The sequence below is a fragment of the Candidatus Cloacimonadota bacterium genome, from assembly GCA_034661015.1.
Lineage (GTDB): Bacteria > Cloacimonadota > Cloacimonadia > JGIOTU-2 > JGIOTU-2 > JAYEKN01.
This window is the reverse complement of sequence record JAYEKN010000242.1, coordinates 1-1,927: the sequence shown is the minus strand read 5'-3', so window position 1 is coordinate 1,927 and position 1,927 is coordinate 1. Positions and strand designations below refer to the sequence as shown.

At 33.4% G+C, this 1,927-nt stretch carries 1 protein-coding gene; it reads right to left on the bottom strand.

The features are described 5' to 3' along the window. A partial coding sequence (locus U9P79_09005; protein ID MEA2104759.1) for a hypothetical protein occupies positions 1-1,774 on the bottom strand: 1,774 nt, incomplete at its 3' end. Between the last annotated feature and the right edge of the window lie 153 nt (positions 1,775-1,927).

Sequence of the window (1,927 nt, the reverse complement as noted above, 5' to 3'; positions counted from 1 at the left end):
TTCTGCCAAATTGCTCTTTAAGGGTTTGAAGAGATGAATTCAGATAATTAATGGAGCTTTCAATGTTGCCGGTATTATTTTTTAAATCGGATGATATTGCGCCAAACGTATGGGAAATATTTACCATCAAGTTATTGTTTTCATTTATCTGTGTGAGCAATTCTTTTTCATCCTTTACAACATCTCTTGTTGATGAAAGCAGGTCTGTTATTTGTTTAGTATAACTCTCCTGAACTAAAATCATGTCTTCAATTTGTTTAACGGAATCAGATAGATTGCCATTTACTTGATTTAACAACTCCTGCTCTCTATCTATCTGTTTTTGCTCTGCCCTGGAAAGATTTCCGATAATTGAATCAATGGAAGATTGAAATTTCTTGATTGTATCTTCTAATTCACCTGAAGCCTGTTCCTGACGTTCATTTTCCCTCTCCACCCTGATAATTTCCATCTGATTAAGATTCTTTACTATAGCGTCAACAGCAGTGCGAAAATTATTTTTTACATTGTCAAACTCTGCAGATGCTTCTTTTCTTCGTCTTGTTGAATCCTCGTTGCTTGTTTGATTAATATCTGCCAGCATTTTTTCGAGTAACGATGGAAGGGCTTCCATTACTTTTGCAGATTCATTTAACGCCTCAACCACTCTATTTAACTGCTGCATTGCGCCTGAACTGAATGCTTCCCGGAAATCTTCCACTATTTGTTCAAGATTTTTTTGTAAAGATGAGACGATATTCTTCAACTCGTTACCCATGTCTTGTCCGGCAGTTAAAGAAAAAGATTTTATTGATGATTCAAGAGACTCAAAAGAATCAATTATTTTTTTAAATTCCGGAAGAATAGAACGAGTTGACATCTCCTCAAGCCTTCCCATAATTACGTCAGCTAAGTCTGTTGAAAATGATTTCAAAGCCTGAGATTGTTGCTCAGTTTCTCTTAAAAGATCACGAAATATATTTGCCGGGTGTAATTCATTTCCACTGTTATCCTTGGTAACAAATAATTTATTCAAATATTCTGAAAGGTGATTAGTGATTTCATTCCGATTTAATTGAAATTGATTGATAATAATTTTTTGAATTTCTGTTTGCCTTTCATTCGCCGACTTATCAAGCGATTGAAGCAAATCTTCCCGTTCTGTTTTTGCAATTTGAATTTTGTCGTATTTGGTAAGTTTATATTTATTGTTTAGAAAAGCACATAACTTTTGGATGGTGTTTTCAAGTGAATGAAATCCAACATTCTCAAAACACCCAAAAATAATTGAAAGGAATATACCATGTAATGATGTTAAAAATGCTGTTTTAATTCCATCTATTAATATCTGTATGCTTGAAAGTATTACTTTTGAAGAAGAAAAATTGAAATCACTGAGACCAATACAAAGACCGGCAAATGTGCCTAATATACCAAAACCAACAAACATGCCTGGGACACTTTTCCAGAGTTCTGTATTAAATATCTTTTCGATTAAAGCGATGCCAAAATACTGTTCAGCAAAATCATCAGTTTTTTTAGATTTATCTAAATTTATAAAATGTTGCTGATATGACAACCAATCAATTTTTAAATATTTATTCGTTGAAACAGCTTTTTCAGTAAAGTTTGTTTCCACTCTATTTATTGAGCGTTTTACAATATAAAATTTAATTAAAAGGGATATAAAAAACATTACAAATAATACATGTAACCCGGCAACCCAAATAGAAGTTAAAATTCCAGTTTCATCATAAGAGATATACGGCAACAATATTTCAGTCAGATTTTCCATCAATACCTTTGTGTGAATTTACAATCGGGGACACATTGGGGACGTTCACAACTTTTCAACTTACTTACCGGTTAGAGAATATTTACTGTCTGCTAACAGGCTCTCGCCCCGAATTACCGATTTGCCTATGGCCTGTACAGATATGTTCAGCCG